We start from the raw sequence: 19439 nt of genomic DNA, 5'->3' as shown, positions 1-19439 counted from the left end.
GAAATCCAATGAATGAAACGCAACCAAAACGGGCGGTGGTTTTATTAAGCGGCGGGTTGGATTCCGCGACCACGCTGGCGATTGCCCGCGACCAGGGGTATGACTGCGCCGCGCTGAGTTTTCGCTATGGTCAGCGCCATGCGATTGAACTCGAAGCAGCGGAGCGCTTGGCGCAACATTACGGCGTTAGCGACCATCGGATTGTGAATATCGACTTGCGGCAGTTCGGGCATTCGGCCCTGACAGACGAGATCGACGTCCCCAAAGGGCGCTCGGTGGATGAAATGGCGGGCGCCATCCCCGTGACTTATGTCCCGGCGCGCAATATCATCTTTTTATCGTTTGCGTTGGCGCATGCGGAAGTCTGCGAACGCCATCATATATTCATTGGCGTGAATGCGCTGGATTATAGCGGTTACCCTGACTGCCGCCCTGCGTTTATGAAAGCGTATGCAGAAATGGCGCGTCAGGGGCTGAAAACCGGCGTAGAAGGCCGTCCGGTCCATTTTCATACGCCATTGATTGAGTGGAGCAAAGCCGAGATCGTTCAACGGGGCCATGCGTTGGGCGTTCCCTATGAACACACGCACAGTTGTTATGATCCTACAAGCGCGGGCGAACATTGCGGCTTGTGCGACAGCTGCCAATTGCGAAAGAAAGGGTTTCATGAATCTGGCGTCCCTGATCCCACATCCTATTCGTCACATGCCTAAGGCGTCCGTCGCGCCGTTCGTTATTTTGGGTTTTCTTCTAAGCGTATTCTGCGCTTGCAGCCCGCCGCCGCCCGATAATCCGGGCGCAGCCGCTGCGCCAGTCAAGACGCCGGTTACAGTCGCGGCGGCGTCGAACCTACGCGACGTTGCTTACATGATGAAGCGCATGGCTAATCCCGCCGCGATGGCGATTTTGTATTCTTCTGAAACCGTGGAATATACCTCAAGCCATAATACCGGCGAATTATTTGACGCCGATGTGTTTCAAGGAAACTTTGAAGACGACGGCAAACAATGGAACGTCTTATTCAACGGCGAAGGCCCGGGCTGCATTACCCGCTTATGGCTTTCAGGCAACGTGAGCGGCGCGATCCGCGTCTATTTTGATGATGAACCTGAACCGCGAATTGATGCTCCGGTTCGCGACTTCTTTTCTGAAAAAGTCGAGCCTTTCACAACCTTGTTCGTCTACCATCCTCAAAACAGCGGCGGCGGCAATGTATGTTATATGCCCATGCCCTACGAAAAGCGTTGCCGCATCGCAATCGAAAACAGCAACAGCGGCGTTCAATACCAAGTGCAGGCGGTGCGGTGGGGCGACGGCGTCCAAACCAAAACCTTCTCCCCGATGTTTGATGAAACCACCCAGCAAGCCAAGGCCGATTTATTTAAATATATTTCATCAACCGCAGACCAGCATTTTGAAGACTTAAATAAGCGCTCCGGCAGTTTGTCTCTCGCCCCCGATTCGAGGACGTTGGTGGCGTCTTTAAAAGGCCCGGCGGCGATTCAATATCTCCAATTCACCACGCCTGATTTCACCATGGACGTGTTTATGAATCTCAAACTCACAATCTATTGGGATTCAATGGTGGAACCTGCCGTAGAATGCACCTTCGCGGAATTTTTTAATGTGGTGGATGCCAGCGCTGGGTGGAGCATTCCCGCCTATGGTTACTTGCCGCATAAAAAAATGCTGGTGACGCAAGTGTATATGCCGTTTCATGAAGAAGCCCAGATTTTTATCGAATCAACAAACGCCGCGCCTGTGCAATTGAATTTTGAATACCGGCTCGCTCTCGATGAAATCAATAAAGACGCAATGTATTTTTACGCCCAAGCCCAAAAACGTGATGGATACCTTGGGTATATCTACCCCGTGTTTGAGTATGACGGCAAAGGCCGTTATATGGGATGCAGCGTCAAAACCATATCAGACGAATACGGCGACGAAAAACATTATTATTTTGAAGGCGACGACTATATGTTCATTGATGGAGAGCCTCAAGCCTCGATTCAAGGGACGGGGCTTGACCATTACATCAATGGCTACAATCGCATCAAAGGCGCGGTCCAGTTTTGGGGGCCGACGCATGGCTGCCGGATGAAAGATGATTTTAAAGGCGGACGTTCTTTTTGCTTCCGCTATCACTATCTCGACTCGGTCCCGTTTCAGACTTCATTGGTCCGAATTCAAGAAATGGGTTGTCCCGTCCAAGCGTCTGCCGCTGACCTTCCCAGTGATAGTAATGTCCACTTTGAGTGGGTGCATTATTGGTATGGCGTTCCAGGCGCGTCATTTGCGCAGCGAAACGAACAACTGTTTCATTTCAGCGTTTCTCAAAATAAATCCGACCGGCCGAGCCTCGACAGCCCTCTGGTAATTGGCGACTTGTTATATATTAAAATGCAGCCCGGCGATTGGTGGATCCACTACGCGCCGATTTGGGACATCAATCAAGTTAACCATATTGAAAAAAATGTGGGCGCGACCGATTAGGTGAATGTCGCTGCCTTGTTTTGATGGGTCTGTTTGTAAATGGTCTCGATTAAAAAAGCCGCTTTGGTTAAAAGCGGCTTTTTTGCGTCGATAGAAAATCGTTGGCTAGACTTGGGCGTTTTTTTCAGACTCAAATTTTTGGATGGCGTCTTCAACCGTTTCGCAAATATCAATAACTTGATTAAGACGGATCACTTCAAACGCATGGTTGACGTTGTCGTTGACGGCGGCGCAGCGGAGGTTTCCGCCCAATTCGCGTAATTCCCGGTAGGTTTGAATAATGAGGCCGATGAAAAATGAATCAATCATCGTGCAGCCTTCCAAGTTAAGAATCACTTGAAAATTTTTGTTTAAAAACGCAACAGTCAATACTTGCCGAACACGATCAATGATTTCTTCGGAGAGGTGAAGTTCATCAATGTGAATGATAAAACAGTCGTTTGTATGTTGGTGCCAGATTGCCATAGTTAACTTAACTTTAACTTTCTTCTCTCCAAAGTATAGCCGCCAGAATCAAAAACAACATATAAAATACAAGCGGCCAGAATGTTTTTTGACATCCTGACCGCATTTTATTACAGGGTTGAATATTTTGAATTACTTAGCGGCGTAGGCCGTATGGAACGCTTCAAGCAATTCACTAAGTTGTTTGGTATGCGCAACGTCGGAATTTTGTTTGACCTTCATCGAACCCACTAACATCTCATGGCACAAGGTCAATTTTTTGATGTAGGCGTCATACGCGGCGCCCGATTTTGATTCCGCTGGTTTCAGGCGTTGTTGCAAGAAGTATTTGGTGATGATATCAGCGAACTCGTCAGCGTGGGCTTCTTTGTTGATGATCCAGCGGGTCAGCTGGTTCGCGTTTTGGGCGCCTTCTTTTTCGGCCAATTCATTGATTAATGTAATTGACTTTTCCATCGTTGTGATATGTTCCGCCAAGGTGGCGAAGCGTCCGTCGTCGCCATAGATTCCACAGGGAATCTGGCAGTGAGCCATAACGGTTTGGGGCGCGTTTAATATAGCGCCTGCTGCGATCATCAATCCAAAAACAGCGGCAATTGCGAGTAGGGTGCGTTTTTTCATCAATCATTCTCCTTGGTAAAATGAGCGAATTATGAGGCGCAGTTCGTTGCTTACAAAACAACGAAAAGAAACGAGGCGGCCTTGTTTGACGCAATCACGCCTCACGCAGCCGCCTAGATACTATACATATTTTGTTAAGTTTCCAATTGGAAAGTTATTCTGAACATTTTATTTGGCGGCCGCGAAGCGCTTTGCCACTTCATCCCAGTTAATAACGTTAAAGAAAGCGGAGATGTAGTCAGGACGGCGGTTCTGGTAGTTCAGGTAGTAGGCGTGTTCCCAAACGTCGAGGCCGAGAATCGGCGTACGACCGTCGCTGAGCGGCGAATCCTGGTTGGCGGTGCTTTCGACGACAAGTTTGCCGCCGTCAACGCTAATCCAAGCCCAGCCGCTGCCGAAGCGGGTTGCGGCTGCGTTGCTGAAATCGGTTTTGAATTTCTCAAATCCGCCCAAGTCCGAATCAATGGCTGCTGCTAATTCGCCGGAGGGGCTGCCGCCGTTGGGGCCCATCACCGTCCAGAACAGCGAGTGGTTGGCGTGGCCGCCGCCGTTGTTGCGCACGGCGCCGCGAATGGCTTCAGGGACGGAACCGAGGTTGGCAATCACGTCTTCAATTGCTTTGCCTTCAAATTCGGAGCCTTTGAGGGCGTCGTTGACTTTATTGATATAGGCCTGATGGTGTTTGGTGTGGTGAATCTCCATCGTGCGCGCATCAATGTTCGGTTCGAGAGCGTCGTAAGCGTAAGGCAATGCGGGTAATTCGTAAGCCATGGTATGTCCTCCAAAAAGTGTTTGATTTTCTGATCTGAGAGAGGCGGGGATGTGTTTCCGCTTAGGGTGAGGCGTTTGGTCCCCGCTACTTTATAAATATTTTCCTTTATTTAACAGTAAATGTCAACATTAAAGTAGAGAATTTTTGTTATATTTGTATTTTGGTAGCTTTTAGGTGGCTGAAACACAGGATATTTTATATAAAACACATTGCGGAAAAGCCCCCCTTTTTTTAAGGGGGGAAGGCGCCTCAAGCGCCAGGGGGGTCATGATTTACTCAAGGGTTGTCGTCGCTTTGCGCCGCCTTCCCCTTACCACCCAGCCATTAAAGTAGAGAATTTTTGTTCTATTTGTATTTTGGTAGCTTTTAGGCGGCTGAATCACAGGATGTTTTATATAAAACACATTGCGGAAAAGCCCCCCTTTTTTTAAGGGGGGAAGGCGCTGCAAGCGCCAGGGGGGATCATGATTTACTCAAGGGCTGCCGTCGCTTTGCGCCGCCTTGCCCTTGCCACCCAGCCATTAAAGTAGAGAAATTTTGTTATATTTGTATTTTGGTAACTTTTAGGCGGATGAAGTACAGGATGTTTTATATAAAACACATTGCGGAAAAGCCCCCCTTTTTTTAAGGGGGGAAGGCGCCTCAAGCGCCAGGGGGTAGGTTTGATCGAACCCCTGCAGTCTAAGTGGCGTTGCGATCAATCCAGTAATCGGGTTCTCTATGTTGATGCGCAATCGCAATGATGAGGATATGATCTTTTTCAACGGAGTACAGCACGTTATAAGGAAACGCATGCAATAGACATTTTCTAACTTCACCCCGGAGCAAGGACCATGCGTGTGGATAGTGGGTGATACGGTGAACCGCCATTTTTACTTCGTTGCTAAATTTTTTTCCAAGATCGGAAGATTCTTGATTATAAAAATCAACCGCATTGTCTAACTCTTGTTTTGCAAATTCAGTAAAAACGACGCGCATTAGTCTTCCTTGAATACGTCCTCTATCGCAATACCTCCAAGTTTGCCTTCCCGATACGCAAGAAGACGTTGTTCTGCTTCGTGGGCCCATAGATCATCAATATGTTTATTCGGCGCATCCAGACTTTGTATGAGTCCTTCCACTATGGAGAATCGATCTTCCGGCTCAAGTTTCAATGCTTGTATGAGAAGTTCACGAGCGCTCATTATTCACCTCGCGTTTTCGAAGTTTTATAGATCAACATCATTCTAGCCGATTTCGATCATGGAGCATAAAAGAGATCAATTGGTTGTCCTTGTCTATATTTCCTTCAGCGCAGCAGTTGTAGGGTGGGTTCTTGACCCACCATTTCACTACTCAATTTCTTTCAGCGCTGTAAACAGCAGGGGCAGCATGATTTCGTGATGTCCGGTGAAGGTGAACCCCTGCCCGCCGCCGATGATGGGACGGTTCACTACATTGGTATTGGGGCGGTAGTGTTGGACCATATCAAAATTTGCGGTGGTGAAGTTGTGGATCGGCCCGCAGAGGTTACGCGCCGTGGTCAGCGCCTTCAAAAATACTTCCGGCAGAATGACGTTCGAGCCTGCATTGATCGCGGCCCCGCCCTCGCCCAGTTGCGATACGGTCTCGCATAGGTTATGGAAATCCGCTAGCGAGGTCTTGCCGATGGCTTCGCCTGACGCCTCCGGGTGATGGTGAATCACGTCCGTCCCGATAGCGACGTGCACCGTGACCGGGACGCCGTTCTCATGCGCCGCCGCGAGGATGCTCAATGATTTATGTTTGAAATCTGATCCGGCGATTCGCTGTCCAATCGCGGCGCCGAGTCCCTGGTTTTGCGCAGCGCCTGCAACGATCCATTCGTTAATGATTTTCCCTGTCTCTTCGGTCATGCCGAAACTGCCGTTGACGAGAGATTCCGCCACGTCTTCTGAGGTCGAGCCTGCCAGCGCCAGTTCAAAGTCATGCACGATGCCCGCGCCGTTCATGGCGACGGCGGTGATAAACCCATTTTCGATGGCGTCGATGATCCAGGGGCCGAGTCCGACTTTAATCACGTGGGCGCCCATCATCCAAATGATGGGTTTCTTTTTTTCGCGCGCGGATTGTATGGCGGCGACCAGTTTGCGCAGGTCGTTGACTTTCAAAAATTGCGGCAGGGCGTTCCAAAAATCTTGAAACGAGGCCGGGCTGTCAGCCGGGCGCGAGGTCTTGGCTTCTTCGACAAGGCTCTTGCGGTCGAATAGTGATGTGCGTTTTAACTTTGAGAAGTCCATTTTACTATTCTCTTCCGCAAACCTTTTATCCCCCCGGCGCTTTGCGCCACCCCCCTTATTAAGGGGGGCTAGGGGGGATTTCGGCTATCACTGACCTGCCTGCCTGCGGCAGGCAGGTTCCGGCACGCTGATATTGTACATTAACCAAGGTATGGAAAACGCATGCGATTTCCCCGGTTTCATCTGGTGGGTTAAGAACCCACCCTACGATCTGATATTGTACATAAACCAAGGTAGGGTGGGCTCGCGAAGCAGCCCACCAAAACAAAAAAGCGCTGCCCTATTGTTGCGGACAGCGCCTGCGAGCGCAAGACGAAGAGGCGAATTATCCGCCCAGGTTTGGAGGGAACCCTCCGTTGTAGGTTCTGCCGTCAACAATGAGGCCCCTGGTTACGCCGGGGTCGCCGCCGTACCAGAATATGTCGCCAGCGCTGGTGATGCCGTTGGAGGTGGCGTAACTGTTTCCCTGTCCGTTGTTGCGTTGAGGGCCGGTGAAGGCTTGGCCTGAATAGATGCCGTTCTCAGCAATGTCAGGCCCCTGTGAAAACATCGCATACGCGACGTTATTTTTGCCTTTTTTATAGACGCCGGTTTCATAGGCGGCTTGTGCATGGTTAAAGCGTTTTTCCGCCGTGTCTTGAAACGGATCGCTGGGCAGAGAATTCATATAGGAAATCGGCGTCGTTAAAAAAAACAGGCCGCGTGATTGCGGAGGCCTGCGTCCGGTGAAGATATCGTCTTCTGATTCGGGCGGATAACTGTTGTTATCAAGAAAATACATTTCCTGCGCTTTGGCGAGTGCGCTAATATCGGTCTTTACTCGCGCGACCTTGGCGCGGATTTGTGCGCTTAAAAAATTCGGCACGGCAATCGCGGCCAATATTCCAATAATGGCGACGACGATTAATAACTCAATCAGCGTGAATCCGCCTTGGGCGTTTTGTCTCATTAGCGCACCTCAAAAAAAAGTTCAAAATTCCGCCAGGTGGAGTTTCCGGTGAAGTGAGTACCGCAGCCGGGACAGCGACCGCATTATAGTTCGTTTAATCGAAAATGAATGGTCAAAAATCATGACGGTTTTTCGTCTATTTTTGTTTGTTGCGCATTTGTATGGTTCACAGGTTCGTCCTTCATTCGGCGAACGGTTTTGACGCCGGCGACGCCCAATAATTGTTGCATGACCGAGTTGAGATGGCTGGTCGAGCGAATCTCAATCTTGAAACGAAATACCGCCAACTCTCCCACCGACTCACTGTGGCACGAGAGAATGTCGGTCCCGGTTGAGCCGACGGTTTGTGATAATTCACTCAGCAGGTTGCGGCGGTCGATGGAGCGAACTTCGATAGAAATCAAATGGCGGTCGCTGCGGTTTCCTTCCCAAAACAGCGGCAGGATGCGGTTGGCTTCGCCATTGTGATGTTGGATGTTGCGGCAGGATGATTTATGGATGGTGACGCCGCGCCCGCGCGTGACGAACCCGGTGATGTTGTCACCCGGCAGCGGATTGCAGCACAACGCCAGGCGGTACATGATGTTGTCAATATCGCCGAGTTTGACCAGCGAGCCTTGGTCGGATTGTTTCGGCTCTTTTTTGGGCGTTTTCGGTTTGGCTTTTGGTTGAAGCAGTCGCGCCAACACTTGTTTGATCGAGATGCGCCCAAAGCCGATGTTGACAAACATTTCTTCCAGCGATTTGGCTTTCAATGACTTGGCGATGGATTGGGCTTTATCAGAATTATAAAATTCCAGCGCGTTGAAGCCCGCCTTTTTAAGTTCCTTCGTCAGTTTATTTTGCCCGGTGTCTTTCAACTCGTCCCAGCGGGATTCCAACAAATAGCGGCGGATTTTGTTGCGCGCCGACGCGGTCTTGACGATGTCGAGCCATGCGGGCGACGGGTGGCTGTTGGCGCTGGTCAAGACTGCGACCACATCCCCGGTTTTTAATGGATGATTGAGCGGCACCAACCGCTGGTTTACCTTAGCGCCGTGACAAATATGCCCCAGCTCGGTGTGGATTCGATAGGCGAAATCAATCGGGGTCGAATCGACCGGCAAGCGCACCAGGTCGCCCTTGGGCGTGTAGACGAACACTTCGTCGGAAAAAAAGTCGGTGCGGATGGAGCGCAGAAAATCTTCTGGATCGTTGGTGTCGGGCAGTTCCTGAGTGAGAACGTCCATCCATTTGCCGTCGGCTTTGTTGGGACGGCGCTTTTTTTCTTCTTTGTAACGCCAATGCGCTGCGACGCCTTGTTCGGCGATCAAGTGCATGTCGAGCGTGCGGATCTGAATCTCGATCAGGCGCCCGTGCGGGCCGAGCACGGTGGTGTGAATCGAACGGTAATTATTGGGTTTGGGATTTGAAATGTAGTCTTTAAAACGCCCCCCGACCTGGCGCCACATGGTGTGCACCTCGCCCAACACCGCATAGCAATCGCTGATGGAATCACAGATGACCCGCAACGCGATCAAGTCGTAAATCTCTTCAAAGGTTTTGTTGTCGCGCTGCATCTTCATATAGATGCTATAGAAGTGTTTGGCGCGGCCTTCGACAGTGGCGGTGATCTTCTTCTCTTCGAGGCCGTCTTCGAGATCATGGACCGCCTGGATGATATATTGTTCGCGCTCGCGGCGTTTGAGCGAGACGCTGTTTTTGATGACGTCGTAGGCTTCGGGGTGCAAAAACAGCAGACACATGTCTTCGAGCTGCCATTTAAAGCGCCCGAAGCCGAGGCGGTGAGCGAGGGGCGCATAGATATCGACCGTCTGTTGGGCGATCAGGCGCTGTTTGGGGCGCGGCAGAAAATGCAGCGTCTTCATATTGTGAAGGCGGTCGGCCAGCTTGACCACGATGACCTGAATGTCTTCAGCGGTGGCCATCAACATCCGCCGCAGGTTTTCAACTTCGTTCTCGCTGCGGTAGGCGTGGCCGATGCGCCCCACTTTGGTGACGCCCTGCACCAGGCTGGCGACTTTTTCGCCGAAGCGTTGCTTGAGGTCTTCAAGCGTATAAGGCGTGTCTTCCAGCACGTCATGCAGCAGGCCCGCGCAGACGGCGTCAGCGTCCATCTGGTATTCGCCCAGAATTTCGGCGACGGCGATGGGGTGGTTGATATAGGGTTCGCCGCTGGCGCGCTTTTGGTCGCGGTGGGCTTCAAACGCGAAATCGTAGGCCTTACGCACTCGTTGGATATCATCGCCGGAGAGGTAATTACGCAGCAGCAGTTCGAGAATGGGGAAATCATCCTCGAACGGTAAATTGGCCCTGGAATCAACTTCTGACTGCTTCAATACCATCGACAACCGCCTCGCACTTGTTTTGCTTGTTTATTATAGCCGAAGCCGATTTCCAATGCCTATGCGCCTGGGGAATAGAGGGTTGAAAATATTTGAATCCATGCGGCAGGGCAGGGTGGTGAGTCAAGACCGCGAAGCGGGCAGCCCTTGATTTCTATAACGTCAAGTCACATTGCGATGACATTTATGATGCTGTAGCATGGTATCACTTCCCTCAGAGAATTCAGTTTTATTGGAACCATTCGCTCCTGGCGGCTCGACGAAATCCTGCAAAATCAATCAAAGATTGAAGGGATGGAGTTGTACCGGTGATTTTTTTGGGTTCATCCGGTAAGTGAGTACTTACATTGATGGATGGCCATAATATTTATTCAGAAACAGGCTCCGGTATTTCAAAAATTGACAAACCAATCAGGTATGGGTGGAACTCTGGGAGCGCCTGTGCATAAGGGCCTGAAAGCCCGCACTGAAGCGAGCAGAGTTGTACCCATGCCACATGCAGCGAAATCTTAATTCAATTTATAAAAAAAGTATCCAATTTACGGAAGAACCAAAAAAATGAATCCACCTATTTCTTTGCGTTGTACAAAGAAATTGCTTGATGAATTCAAGCGGTTTCACATGCCATTATCAGAAATCGAAATCGATTCCCGATATGAATGGCATGTGAATCTTTTTTTTTCTTGATCGAAAAAAATGCCTTTTATTTACTCACACAACAACTCTTTACGCAGTTTTTGTTTTTGGCGTTCTTAAAAAGGATATTGTCAACATCGGGGATACGTTTTGGACGAATTTGGAAATGCACTTTGAGGCGGATGGATTGGATATTAAAGCGTATTCAGATATGGAAGCCGATACGGAAAAGTTCGTCGCAATAAAGAAAACAAATAATCGGCATGTTACAGGGTCCATGAATGATTATCGGTATTTTTTCGAAGATTACTACTTTGATTTAAGGCGTACAGAACCATGGTTAATTGTATCAATCTCACAAAAAATCAACCGGATGCCGATGAGTTACATCAAATATGATTTTTCAATTGATCGAATGCGTAAAATGCTGAATCAACCCTAGAGAATAAATGGATATTTAAATTTTGTATCGAATTCTGATACAAAAAAACCACCCGGAACGTTCCGGGCGGTTTGATATGCTGAGTTGGACTCTGCGTTGCGTTTAGCTGTCACCGCCGCCGCTATTGCCTTGCGGGGCGCCGCCGCCTTCGCTTCCGCCGCTGCCTTGGGGACGGCGTCCGCGTCCACTGCCGCCGCGACGGCGTCCGCTGCCGCCGCGCGAGCCGCGCGAATTTCCGCTGTTGCCGCCTTTGCGTTCGCCTTCGCCGCCGCTGTTTCCACCGTTATTGCTTGGGCGTCCGCCGGAGCGATTGCTGCTTGAGCGACCACCGCTGGAGCGTCCGCCGGAACGGCCTCCGCTGCTGCGACGTTCTCCGCTTCCGCTGCGACTGTCGTTACGTCGGGCGCGTTGCGCGTCTTTGTCGGTGGTGGCGATGACGATGCGTTTGCGTGAGCCGTCGCCGATGCTGAACGTGGTCACGTCGGGGTTTTCTTTCAATGTCATGTGAACGATGCGCCGCTCAGGAGCCGTAAGCGGATCGGTGCGCATATCGCGTTTGGTGCTTGCTACTTGCTCCGCCATGCGCAGCGCCATGTCTTTGAGGTCGTCTTCGCGTTTGTCGCGGTAGTTGTCGATGTCGATGACGACTTTGCTGAAATCATCGCGGTCTTTGTCGCCGCTGAGAAAGCGCGAGACAAGATACTGCAGCGAGTCGAGCGTTTGGCCGCGTGAGCCAATCAGCGACGATGCGCTCTCGCCCAATGTGATGAGGACTTCGCCGTCTACTTTTTGGACGTCCATTTCCGATTCAACGCTCATCATGCGCAGAATGTTGCGCATGAAGACGAGCGCTTGAATCTTCTCATCGGGCCGCAGTGAGACGCGAACAACCGCAGGCTTGCCGCCAAATAATCCTAAGAAACCTGATGAGCCAGCCGAGATTGGTTCGACGGCGACTTCGTCGCGTGAGGCGCCCAGTTGTTTCAGCGCTTCGTCAGTTGCGAGGTCTATACTTGATCCTTTGCACGTAATTTCTTTCATTCTATCTTTCCACCTCCCGGGTTCGGGAAGAAACCCATTGTGTGAGGAGCCGCTGTCAGGCTTTTTTGCGCGCCGCAGATCGCTTCTTTTCTGTTGGAGGCGGCGCGAGCAGGTCCTCTTTGTTCGTCTTTTCGATGATAATTCGTTGAATCACGTCAATGAGCATGCTGATAACAAAATAGAGAATGACGCCGGAAGCGATTTGCCAGAAGATAAAGACGAAGACGAACGGCATGATCTTCATGGCGGCGGCGTTTGGGCCTTCCATTTTCTGCATACTCATGCTGATAAACATCAGCAGCGTATAGGCAATCGGCAAGATGTTGATGTCAATGATGTATGACGCCAATGGAATGTAAAACGCGGCGTCAGGTTGAGACAAGTCGGTGATCCACCCAAAAAACGGCGCACCGCGCAACTCGACCGATAAACTAAAGGTCGAATAGAGCGCGACAAAAATCGGAATGGTAATAAAAATCGGCAAACACCCGCCCAACGGGTTCACCTTGTGCTTGCGGAACAGTTCCATCTGTTCCTTCTGCATCTTCTGTGCATCGTCTTTGTGTTGCTCTTTGAGTTGGTTGATGTGCGGCTGCAGCGCCTGCATTTTACGCATGGAGTGCATTTGCTTTTGCATGACCGGGAACATCAATAACTTAATCAGCAGCGTCAACAAAATGATACAAACGCCGTAGTTGGGTACCAGAGAATAGAAGGACTGCAACAGCCACAACATCCATGATGCGATGGGGCCTGTCAGACTGCTAAACAAAAACAGCTGTCGCGCGTCTTCGAGGGTGGCGTCGGCCATCGCCATATCTTTGACGTCTTTGGGGCCGACATAGAGCGTGAAGCGGTCGATGTGCGAGGCGCCGGCTGGGAGCGACGGGGCCATCCGCATACGTACGCCCATCATCGGTTTATTGAAGCGCAATTCGTCATCGGTCGGGCTGATTAAGCCTTGGATGGCGGCTTCGGTCGGCGTGTGGTTAATAATCGCCGCTAGAAAATACTTTTGGCTCACGCCCACCCAACCGACTTGCTCGCCGTCATCATTTGGAATCAACGATGTCGGGTTGCGATAACCAGCCAACTGGCTACCTAAAAATACTGGCGCGCTGACGCCTGACACCCCAAATGTTTTCTGTAACGCGGGATGAAGCGTTGTTGTGACCGACCCGCCCATTTGGACGTGCGCGTTGTTCGCGGCGTCGGTTCGCAGGGACGTAAAGCCAAACCCGCCCTGCCAATTGATGTCATAAAAAGCCTGCTGTTGGAACGCAAGCGGCTGGTCTGATTGATTGATGAGGCGAATCTCTAGATCAACTTTGTAACTGTCGGGATAAAACTGGTAGCGTTTTTCAAGAACGATATCCTGGTGAACGGAGCGAAAGACGATTTCGGTCTCGCCGGATACGGTGACCGATTCAGCGTCGCAGGTATATGTAACGTCGCGATCAAAGCGGTCTTGCCCCCAACGCACCACCATGCCTGCGCGGCCTGCGTCAAATAGTGGGTTGATGGCGTTGACGGGCTGTTGTTCGTCTTCTGTCTGTTTGGTTTGCTCTAAAAGTTGTATTTCTAACTGGGCGATTTCTTTATCGACGGGTGAACCATATTGCTGTTCGAGTTTGAGGTATCGCTTTTTGGAGAATAATTGGGGGTAACTCAGCAGTTTCCATGAGACAGGGGAAGCGCCTTGTTTAGAGAAGCGAATTTGGTAGCGTTCCGACTCGACCACGACTTCGCCGCTATCAACCGAATCAGAGGAGGTTTCTAACCAACCCCACCCATTCGCGACCTGAGATGACTGCGTACGGTCTTGCGTACGGTTTACGGGGGCGTTTGGCGCTGGAGATTGGGTCGCAGTCGGCGACGCAGACGAAATCGGGCCGGGAGCGGCAGCGTTCTGTTGCGTTTCCGTTTGTGGTTTGCGCGGAGGCGCGTTCTTTGCGTTGTTCCAACTAAAGGCCAATATGACCAACATGGAAAGCGCGAAGGCTAGAAAGAGGCGTTTTTCGTTATCCATTGATGCGTCGCATCCAGTTGTGACTTGGGCGGCTGAGTTTGAGGTCAGTCCGCAACATTATTTTGTCGGGCGCACTTGTGGGGCGTTCGGGCGCGGGGGGAGATCAACTCCCCCTGGATGCAAAGGCTGGCATTTAACGAGGCGCTTAAGAGTCAACCATCCGCCATACAACACGCCGAACGACTGGATGACTTCAATTGCATACTCAGAACAAGTCGGGGTAAACCGGCACCGCGGCCCAAGCCACGGAGAAACGAAACCCTTATAGGCCCGAATGATTGCGGCGGCGAACCACCGGGGCCATTGTGCGGCGTCGTGAAAGGTTTTCCCCAAAAAATGCGCCATTTGCCTTTGTTACGGCTGAGGGGGCGATGGGCGGTTTCGCACGTTGCGTTGGTCTAAGATGCGTAAAAAATCGTGCTCAATCTCTTCAAATCCGGCGTTACGAATTGCCGGTTTTACCCGAACCACCAAGTCAACCGCCTGGGCGAAATCGTTTTTGTTGCGCCTGAATAATTCGCGCAAGCGTCGTTTCGCCCGGTTTCGCGTTACTGCGTTTCCCACAACGCGTCCGGCTACAACAGCGAATCGCGAACAGCCGCTCAGGCCGTTCTTGAAATGAACCGTCATAAAGCGGCCCCGCGTACCCGGTTGTTTTAAAACCTCGCGGATTTCGCTGTTTTTTCGCAGCCGTTCTTTAGTTTGAAATCGCTCGTTCAACGAGTTCCAGACGGATCCTGTTTGGTTTAGTGTAATGAGAACCCGTCAGCGCTTATTTATCAGACACTGTCAGACGGTGGCGTCCTTTTTGGCGACGACGTCTAATTACGTCGCGGCCGCCGCGTGTTTTCATTCGCGCACGGAAACCGTGTGAACGTTTGCGTTTGATTTTGCTGGGTTGATAGGTACGTTTTACCATTGTCTCTTCTTAATCTTCTCGGATAATTTTCGTTTTGCATTTAAAAATGCATCTCGATTCAAAACGAAAGTTGAATCTTTATTCAACAGTGTTGGAAAGAAAAAGCATAGCCTGTCAACATTGGAAGTCAAGCAATCCGGCGCGGATAGAAGTCACGGGTATTTGATAAAGCCCCAGCGGGCCTCGCTCTGTCAAATTGACCAGGTTTCGGTATCCCGTTTTTGAGAAACTGGGCCAGAGTTACACAAAAAGAGACACATTTGTTTCTAAATCTGCAAAAAACCGATTGATTTTTGATTTTAAATTATACATACTATAATACGTAAACTACGTATTTGCAGGGATGTTTAGGATTTCTATATTTTTATTGTTATTTGGATTGTTTTTTGCTACTGTTATGGGGTAGTTCATTCTATGCAACAGCGGATTTTCAGCACGGAACAGAAATACAAGGAGAAAAAGGACAATGACTCCGCTGAATTCGATTACGTCCCGCTCGCGCGGCCATCGAAATTCTCATCTGCAGCCGCTAAAAATTTGGGGACAGATGGCTGATTTTACCTCCCAACAGACGGCTTGGAGCCCTTCGGTCGATTTGTTTGAGGATGACCGCAAATTTGTTCTCCAGTTTGAAATGCCCGGCGTCCATCAAGACGACCTCGATATAGATGTCTATGAAGACGCGGTGGCAGTCCGTGGCAAGCGGCGCTTTAGCGTTGACGAATTTTCTACTCAGACCATGTCATGGGAGGACGATTCTGTTTCGTTTTCGAGACGGGTCTTGCTGCCGGCATTGGCGGCGGTTGATCTGGCTGAATGCGCTTTGAGTAACGGGGTCTTGACCCTGACGGTGCCCAAAAACGAATCCGCCCCCTTACAGCGCATCCCGGTTGCATTTGTCGAATAAATAGCTTGACATCATTGCCATCTTTTGTTAAATAGGTAGTGTTGTTTTTTTATAAACAATTAGCTCCTTGGCAGTACGCGTTCCTAGAATTATTACAGGAGCGCCGATCCCAAGGAGTTTTTCATTTGGAGGGGGGATATGAAAACAGCGATTTTCATTGACGGTGGTTTTTTCTTAAAACGCTTCCCACATGTTTACACAAAATACGATTCGAGAGACCCCTATTGTTGTAGCGAAAGCAGTCTTTGCTCATGCTGTAACCCATGCTAAAAAGGATAAAGAGCATCTTTATCGTATTTTCTTTTATGATTGCCCTCCTTCGAAGAAAAAAGTGCAACTTCCAATTTCTAAAAAAACGTATGATTTATCAAAATCACCTGTTGCTCAATTCCGTTTAGAATTATACGAACAATTAAAACAAAAAAGAAAAGTTGCGCTTCGTCTTGGGAAAGTAAACGACACTCAGCCAACATGGTATCCCAAAAAAGAGGTTATGCGGCAATTGATCAATGGTAAGGTCAAATTTGAGAATCTTGTTGATGGTGATTTTGCTTTGGACATAAAGCAAAAACAAATTGATATGAAACTAGGGGTCGATATTGCTTCTGTTTCATTTAAGCAGCAAGTTAGCAAAATTGTTCTTGTCGCAGGAGATAGTGATTTCGTCCCCGCTGCAAAACTTGCTAGAAGAGAAGGAATTGATTTCATCCTCGACCCGATGTGGAACCATATCTCACCTGACTTAAAGGAACACATTGATGGACTTATGAGTTATTGTCCGAAACCGATTTTTAATCACAAATCAAAGTAATAATCCAATTACATTCTCTTTTTCTATTCGAGTTCAGGTCTGGGGCATTGGGCGACGAATTTTAACGACTCGTTGACCAAAATTTCGCTGGTTTTCTCCCCTAAATTTGTCCGGGTGACGTACGCATAGCGCTCGAAACGATCGTAATCTTCCTTGGTCAGATTATAACCGAACGGAATCATTCACCCCGGAAAATTTGGAGCGCCTGTTCGTGGAAGGCGCCGTTGGTTGCGACCAAGTGATCGACGTTCACGTCGAAGGCGCCATCCACGCCCGTGCAAGTCCCGCCCGCTTCTTGTATCACCGGGGCCAGCGCGGCGACGTCCCAGATATGCAGGTACGCGTCAACCATAATTTCGGCGCGTCCGGTCGCGACCATCAAATAGCCGTAACAATCGCCCCAGGAGCGTTGCAACTTAGTCTCAGCAAACAAGCGTAGCAGCGCCTTGTCGCCCCAGCGCTCGGCGCAGTCGCGAAAATCTGAACTCAACGCCGTGGCTTTGTCGGCGGCGGCGACCTTCGAAACCTGACAACGTTCGCCGTTATAAAAACAGCCGCCGCCCTGAAACGCCGATACCATTTCACCCATCGCCGGGATATTCACCACGCCGACGATGGATTGCTCGCCTTCGACCACGCCGATCAGGTTGCCGTAAGCGGGGAAGCCGCGCACAAACGATTTGGTGCCGTCGATGGGGTCAAGAATCCAGCGGCGCCCGGTCTTGCCCTCTTTGACGCCGAACTCTTCGCCAACGATGCCGTCATCAGGAAAACGCTTCTCAATTTCCACGCGCATCAGTTCTTCGGTCGATTTATCCGCAATCGTAACAGGCGACGAGTCGGCCTTGGTTTCGATTTCAAACGATTGGCGGAAATAGTTCAGCGTATTTTTGCCCGCCTGGTCGGCAAGTTGCAAGGCGAAGTCATATAGTTCTTTCATAGTAGGGGGTTCCTCAGCGCATTTATGTTTTTGTCATCTTAGCAATCATCGCCAGCGCAGGCGAGCGTTTCTCACGATTGAATCAAATCTCAAGCCGCCCGGAATTGATTGAAATAATATTTCACGCGCTTCGTACATAAATTAAACACGAGAATTGCTTGACAAGTTTCAATGATTTCGATTGACTAGAGTTTCATCATTGCAAAGACAAGCCAACAAAAATCGCCATTGAGGAAGCGGCCATGAACCAGCCTGAAAACAACCCCAAGCCAGTCTGGGCGGACCGGCACATTTGGCAGTTGCGCCCGGTGCGCGATTTGATCTGGATGACGCTGTTCGTCGCGGTGATCTGGTTCGGCTATTATCTGCAAAGCGTATTCATGCCGGTGCTGCTCGCGCTGGGCATGGCGTATCTATTCAACCCGATTATTGATTACGCCGAACAACGCTTTCGCTTGTCGCGGCCTTTTATCATCAGCATATTGTTTACGGTGTTGATATTGGTGTTGATTATTTCAATCGCGATACTCGTCCCCGTATTATTTCAACAAGCCAAAGATTTGATCTTCAACATCAAAGGCTATATCAATTCACTGAAAAACGAGCAAGGCGATACCATCCTCAAAGATATTTTGCAATCCATCAGTTATTTTATTGAAGAATATCAACTGGAAGAAAAAATTCGCGAGCACCTTCAAGGCCTGCCCGAACGAGCGCAAGAAAACGCAGGGTCATATCTTGGCGCCATCAGCGCCACCGTATCAACCCTCTTCAAAGGCACCGCCGGCGCACTCAAGGGCACGCTCGGCTTCGTCGGCGACATCGTCGGGACTACGACCTACCTGCTGCTTGCGGCGATCTTGATCCCGATTTATTTCTTTTATTTTGCATGGCATTTTTATCCGATGATGCGCGGCGTCGAGATTTATATCCCCGCCAGCCAGCGCGAGCGCATGGTCAGCACCGTCAAAAAGATGGACAAATCGGTCAGCAGTTTCATTCGCGGACGGCTCATCATCGCCGTGATATTAGGCGCGATGCTTTCCATTGGCTGGTGGTTTGTCGGCGTACCCTATTGGTTGCTGCTGGGCATGATCGCGGGCTTTCTTAATATTGTCCCCTTCGCGTCGGGATTGATCTGGCCGCTGGCGATGCTGTTTAAGTATCTCGAAGTGATCGGCGACCCGACCATTGAGTTTTCATGGCTGGCGGTGGTGATTTGGCCGACGCTGGTCTTTCAGGGCGGGCAGTTTTTAGAGGCGTGGATTCTGACGCCTTACATCCAAAGCCAGGATTCAAACCTCAACGCCATCGAGGTCATTATTGTGATGATGGTAGGCGCGGCGGTCGCAGGATTTTACGGACTACTGCTGGCGATTCCGATTGCGTCTTGCATCAAGATTCTAATGAAAGACGTGGTCTTCGACGAACTCGAAACCTGGGCGAAGAAGAATTAGCGGTGCGCTCTTGCTGACACCGACACTGAATCGGCCAGCGTAAGCGCATCGGGTTTGTCGATCTCGACTTCCGCCAGAATGATGCGTTCGTCTTCCATCATGATTTGCAATACGTGCTCCGCCATGCGTTCCAATAAATGAAAATGGACAGCGCGCACCGCTTCGGAAATTTTCTGCGTCATCAGTTGATAATCGACCGAGTGCTTGAGCGCATCACTTTTCGCGGCGTCGCTTGCGTCGTATTCAAGCAGCACATTTATGACGACCAGTTGGGGCGCGCCATGTTCCCAAGCGTGGACGCCGACTTCGGCGGGGATGCGTAAATTCTTGATGCGGATAATCACATTCGGCTCC

General features: G+C 50.2%; 20 protein-coding genes. 5 read left to right on the top strand and 15 right to left on the bottom strand.

Going from position 1 to position 19439, the window contains the following annotated elements; genetic code table 11:
* The first annotated feature begins 8 nt into the window (after window positions 1-8).
* Both queC and P9L94_06905 read left to right on the top strand, forming a co-directional pair.
* Window positions 9-713, top strand: coding sequence for a 7-cyano-7-deazaguanine synthase QueC (queC, locus tag P9L94_06910; protein MDP8243793.1), 705 nt, complete (start codon window positions 9-11; stop codon window positions 711-713).
* A complete protein-coding gene (locus tag P9L94_06905; protein ID MDP8243792.1) occupies window positions 667-2493 on the top strand; it encodes a DUF2961 domain-containing protein in 1827 nt (608 codons plus the stop codon). Before queC ends, P9L94_06905 begins: the two co-directional genes overlap by 47 nt.
* 105 nt (window positions 2494-2598) lie before the next feature.
* Here P9L94_06905 and P9L94_06900 read toward each other — a convergent pair whose 3' ends face one another.
* From P9L94_06900 to rpmH, 13 genes are all read right to left on the bottom strand, one after another.
* Window positions 2599-2958 (bottom strand): STAS domain-containing protein, encoded by a 360-nt coding sequence (locus P9L94_06900; protein MDP8243791.1) that lies wholly within the window; start codon window positions 2956-2958, stop codon window positions 2599-2601.
* A 132-nt stretch (window positions 2959-3090) separates the two neighbouring features.
* Window positions 3091-3579 (bottom strand): superoxide dismutase [Ni], encoded by a 489-nt coding sequence (locus P9L94_06895; protein MDP8243790.1) that lies wholly within the window; start codon window positions 3577-3579, stop codon window positions 3091-3093.
* Between the two features lie 168 nt (window positions 3580-3747).
* The gene (locus P9L94_06890) at window positions 3748-4350 is read right to left on the bottom strand and encodes a superoxide dismutase (GenBank protein MDP8243789.1); all 603 of its coding nucleotides are present in this window, start codon (window positions 4348-4350) and stop codon (window positions 3748-3750) included.
* Window positions 4351-5032: 682 nt separating this feature from the next.
* Entirely contained in the window at window positions 5033-5329 is a 297-nt protein-coding gene (locus P9L94_06885; protein MDP8243788.1) for a type II toxin-antitoxin system RelE/ParE family toxin, read from the bottom strand.
* Complete coding sequence (locus P9L94_06880; GenBank protein ID MDP8243787.1) at window positions 5329-5535, bottom strand: addiction module protein; 207 nt, start codon at window positions 5533-5535, stop codon at window positions 5329-5331. Before P9L94_06880 ends, P9L94_06885 begins: the two co-directional genes overlap by 1 nt.
* A gap of 147 nt (window positions 5536-5682) precedes the next feature.
* The gene (locus P9L94_06875; protein ID MDP8243786.1) at window positions 5683-6609 is read right to left on the bottom strand and encodes a hypothetical protein; all 927 of its coding nucleotides are present in this window, start codon (window positions 6607-6609) and stop codon (window positions 5683-5685) included.
* 325 nt (window positions 6610-6934) lie between these two features.
* Window positions 6935-7558: a prepilin-type N-terminal cleavage/methylation domain-containing protein gene (locus tag P9L94_06870; protein MDP8243785.1), complete on the bottom strand. Its 624-nt coding sequence runs from the start codon at window positions 7556-7558 to the stop codon at window positions 6935-6937.
* 119 nt (window positions 7559-7677) lie between these two features.
* Complete coding sequence (locus tag P9L94_06865; protein MDP8243784.1) at window positions 7678-9903, bottom strand: bifunctional (p)ppGpp synthetase/guanosine-3',5'-bis(diphosphate) 3'-pyrophosphohydrolase; 2226 nt, start codon at window positions 9901-9903, stop codon at window positions 7678-7680.
* 1180 nt (window positions 9904-11083) lie between these two features.
* Entirely contained in the window at window positions 11084-12022 is a 939-nt protein-coding gene (gene jag / locus P9L94_06860; GenBank protein ID MDP8243783.1) for an RNA-binding cell elongation regulator Jag/EloR, read from the bottom strand.
* Window positions 12023-12077: 55 nt separating this feature from the next.
* Window positions 12078-14051: a YidC/Oxa1 family insertase periplasmic-domain containing protein gene (locus P9L94_06855; protein ID MDP8243782.1), complete on the bottom strand. Its 1974-nt coding sequence runs from the start codon at window positions 14049-14051 to the stop codon at window positions 12078-12080.
* 57 nt (window positions 14052-14108) lie between these two features.
* On the bottom strand, window positions 14109-14396 hold the full coding sequence (gene yidD / locus P9L94_06850) for a membrane protein insertion efficiency factor YidD (GenBank protein ID MDP8243781.1): 288 nt from the start codon (window positions 14394-14396) through the stop codon (window positions 14109-14111).
* Between the two features lie 9 nt (window positions 14397-14405).
* On the bottom strand, window positions 14406-14771 hold the full coding sequence (gene rnpA / locus P9L94_06845; GenBank protein MDP8243780.1) for a ribonuclease P protein component: 366 nt from the start codon (window positions 14769-14771) through the stop codon (window positions 14406-14408).
* A 52-nt stretch (window positions 14772-14823) separates the two neighbouring features.
* On the bottom strand, window positions 14824-14970 hold the full coding sequence (gene rpmH / locus P9L94_06840) for a 50S ribosomal protein L34 (GenBank protein MDP8243779.1): 147 nt from the start codon (window positions 14968-14970) through the stop codon (window positions 14824-14826).
* A gap of 466 nt (window positions 14971-15436) precedes the next feature.
* Here rpmH and P9L94_06835 point away from each other — a divergent pair, with 466 nt between their 5' ends.
* Both P9L94_06835 and P9L94_06830 read left to right on the top strand, forming a co-directional pair.
* Window positions 15437-15877: an Hsp20/alpha crystallin family protein gene (locus P9L94_06835; protein ID MDP8243778.1), complete on the top strand. Its 441-nt coding sequence runs from the start codon at window positions 15437-15439 to the stop codon at window positions 15875-15877.
* Window positions 15878-16067: 190 nt separating this feature from the next.
* Complete coding sequence (locus P9L94_06830) at window positions 16068-16688, top strand: NYN domain-containing protein (protein ID MDP8243777.1); 621 nt, start codon at window positions 16068-16070, stop codon at window positions 16686-16688.
* 178 nt (window positions 16689-16866) lie between these two features.
* Here P9L94_06830 and P9L94_06825 read toward each other — a convergent pair whose 3' ends face one another.
* Window positions 16867-17628 (bottom strand): inositol monophosphatase family protein, encoded by a 762-nt coding sequence (locus P9L94_06825; protein ID MDP8243776.1) that lies wholly within the window; start codon window positions 17626-17628, stop codon window positions 16867-16869.
* A 242-nt stretch (window positions 17629-17870) separates the two neighbouring features.
* Here P9L94_06825 and P9L94_06820 point away from each other — a divergent pair, with 242 nt between their 5' ends.
* Entirely contained in the window at window positions 17871-19085 is a 1215-nt protein-coding gene (locus P9L94_06820) for an AI-2E family transporter (GenBank protein MDP8243775.1), read from the top strand.
* On the opposite strand, the gene folB is transcribed toward P9L94_06820, so the two are convergent.
* Window positions 19082-19429, bottom strand: a complete 348-nt coding sequence (gene folB, locus P9L94_06815) for a dihydroneopterin aldolase (protein ID MDP8243774.1) — start codon at window positions 19427-19429, stop codon at window positions 19082-19084. The genes P9L94_06820 and folB overlap by 4 nt on opposite strands.
* Between the last annotated feature and the right edge of the window lie 10 nt (window positions 19430-19439).

This window comes from Candidatus Hinthialibacter antarcticus (assembly GCA_030765645.1).
GTDB lineage: Bacteria > Hinthialibacterota > Hinthialibacteria > Hinthialibacterales > Hinthialibacteraceae > Hinthialibacter > Hinthialibacter antarcticus.
The sequence above is the reverse complement of the archived record's forward strand: the minus strand, read 5'-3'. Positions and strand labels throughout refer to the sequence as shown.

What these genes read in the sequence shown, in the direction of transcription:
- queC (MDP8243793.1), top strand. Translation starts at nt 9, where the DNA reads ATGAATGAAACGCAACCAAAACGGGCGGTGGTTTTATTAAGCGGCGGG.
- P9L94_06905 (MDP8243792.1), top strand. Translation starts at nt 667, where the DNA reads ATGAATCTGGCGTCCCTGATCCCACATCCTATTCGTCACATGCCTAAG.
- P9L94_06900 (MDP8243791.1), bottom strand. Translation starts at nt 2,958, where the DNA reads ATGGCAATCTGGCACCAACATACAAACGACTGTTTTATCATTCACATT.
- P9L94_06895 (MDP8243790.1), bottom strand. Translation starts at nt 3,579, where the DNA reads ATGAAAAAACGCACCCTACTCGCAATTGCCGCTGTTTTTGGATTGATG.
- P9L94_06890 (MDP8243789.1), bottom strand. Translation starts at nt 4,350, where the DNA reads ATGGCTTACGAATTACCCGCATTGCCTTACGCTTACGACGCTCTCGAA.
- P9L94_06885 (MDP8243788.1), bottom strand. Translation starts at nt 5,329, where the DNA reads ATGCGCGTCGTTTTTACTGAATTTGCAAAACAAGAGTTAGACAATGCG.
- P9L94_06880 (MDP8243787.1), bottom strand. Translation starts at nt 5,535, where the DNA reads ATGAGCGCTCGTGAACTTCTCATACAAGCATTGAAACTTGAGCCGGAA.
- P9L94_06875 (MDP8243786.1), bottom strand. Translation starts at nt 6,609, where the DNA reads ATGGACTTCTCAAAGTTAAAACGCACATCACTATTCGACCGCAAGAGC.
- P9L94_06870 (MDP8243785.1), bottom strand. Translation starts at nt 7,558, where the DNA reads ATGAGACAAAACGCCCAAGGCGGATTCACGCTGATTGAGTTATTAATC.
- P9L94_06865 (MDP8243784.1), bottom strand. Translation starts at nt 9,903, where the DNA reads ATGGTATTGAAGCAGTCAGAAGTTGATTCCAGGGCCAATTTACCGTTC.
- jag (MDP8243783.1), bottom strand. Translation starts at nt 12,022, where the DNA reads ATGAAAGAAATTACGTGCAAAGGATCAAGTATAGACCTCGCAACTGAC.
- P9L94_06855 (MDP8243782.1), bottom strand. Translation starts at nt 14,051, where the DNA reads ATGGATAACGAAAAACGCCTCTTTCTAGCCTTCGCGCTTTCCATGTTG.
- yidD (MDP8243781.1), bottom strand. Translation starts at nt 14,396, where the DNA reads ATGGCGCATTTTTTGGGGAAAACCTTTCACGACGCCGCACAATGGCCC.
- rpmH (MDP8243779.1), bottom strand. Translation starts at nt 14,970, where the DNA reads ATGGTAAAACGTACCTATCAACCCAGCAAAATCAAACGCAAACGTTCA.
- P9L94_06835 (MDP8243778.1), top strand. Translation starts at nt 15,437, where the DNA reads ATGACTCCGCTGAATTCGATTACGTCCCGCTCGCGCGGCCATCGAAAT.
- P9L94_06830 (MDP8243777.1), top strand. Translation starts at nt 16,068, where the DNA reads ATGTTTACACAAAATACGATTCGAGAGACCCCTATTGTTGTAGCGAAA.
- P9L94_06825 (MDP8243776.1), bottom strand. Translation starts at nt 17,628, where the DNA reads ATGAAAGAACTATATGACTTCGCCTTGCAACTTGCCGACCAGGCGGGC.
- P9L94_06820 (MDP8243775.1), top strand. Translation starts at nt 17,871, where the DNA reads ATGAACCAGCCTGAAAACAACCCCAAGCCAGTCTGGGCGGACCGGCAC.